Genomic DNA, 1,232 nt, shown 5'->3' with positions numbered 1-1,232 from the left:
GGGTTCAACGGTGGTGACGAGCTGCTGATCTGGCGGAGTACGAGCACTTCGACCGCTTTCGGTTTCGCGCCCTACAAGAGCCTGGGCACCGGCTGGGGCATCTTCGGCAACAAGCTCCTCACCTCCGCCCCCACCGACTGACCACCGCCGACTGACCACCGGCACCACCGGCGCCGGTGACCGGCGGCACACGCCGGCCACCGGCGCTCACTTCACACCGCGTCAGGGCGAACGCCGGCGGTTCCACGAAGTTCACGACTTCGGATCGGTCACGACTCGACTTCTCTCATCAGGTGGAGCAGATATGCCTGCGACAGCAGCACGGCCCGGGCGGGGATTGAGGTGGGTGCGCCGCCTTGTCACCGCGGCCATCGCCATCGGACTCGCCGGGGCACCGGCACAGCCGGCCGGCGCGAACGCCAGCCCGCCCGCGGGGACGTACCCCGTCAGGGGCGTGGACGTCACCGAGTACCAGCATCCCAACGGGGCGGCGGTGAACTGGTCCCAGATCCGTCAGTCGGGCATCACGTTCGCGACGCTGAAGGTGACCCGGGGGACCAACAAGACCAACTCCTACTTCAGGGGCGACCTGGCCGCCTCCCTGGCCCAGGGCATCGCCACCGCTCCCTATCACTATCTGACCGGCACCAGCTCCAACGCCGCCGCCCAGGCGGACTTCTTCATCGACACCGCCCGCGCGGCGGGCTACACCGGGCACCGGACCGGGGAGCTGCCGCCGATCCTGGATCTGGAGTGGACCGACGACGGCACCAGTTCCTGCCCGCCCTACACCACCGTCTCGTTCGCGAAGACCTGGCTGGACAAGGTGGAGGCGGCGTTCGGCGTCAGGCCGTGGATCTACACGGCCAGGGGCTTCATGACCGGTTGCATGGGCAGCACCACCGCCCTCTCGTCGTACGGGTTGCAGGTCGCCGACTACACCGGCGGTCACACCACTCCGGCGATTCCCCCCGGCTGGAGCACCTGGATCATGTGGCAGTACGCCGACACCGGCAACGTCCCCGGCGTCCCCACGACGAACGTGACGCTGAACGTCTTCAACGGCACGCAGGCGCAGCTCGACGCCCTCGCCACACGCGGCTCCCCCGCGTCGCCCCTGTTACAGACGCTCGGTGACTTCGACGGGGACGGGAAGAAGGACATCGCGGGGGTCGCGGGCGGTGATCTGTGGATTCACCGTAATACGAGTTCGCCGGGGGACTTCTCCACTG

General features: G+C 68.4%; 1 protein-coding gene. It reads left to right on the top strand.

Going from position 1 to position 1,232, the window contains the following annotated elements; genetic code table 11:
- Window positions 1-346: 346 nt before the first annotated feature.
- Window positions 347-1,232: glycoside hydrolase family 25 protein (locus tag Mam01_RS35970; protein ID WP_204289680.1), on the top strand; the 886-nt coding region annotated here is incomplete at its 3' end.

Origin of the sequence: Microbispora amethystogenes (genome assembly GCF_016863015.1) — a bacterium.
GTDB lineage: Bacteria > Actinomycetota > Actinomycetes > Streptosporangiales > Streptosporangiaceae > Microbispora > Microbispora amethystogenes.
The sequence above is the reverse complement of the archived record's forward strand: the minus strand, read 5'-3'. Positions and strand labels throughout refer to the sequence as shown.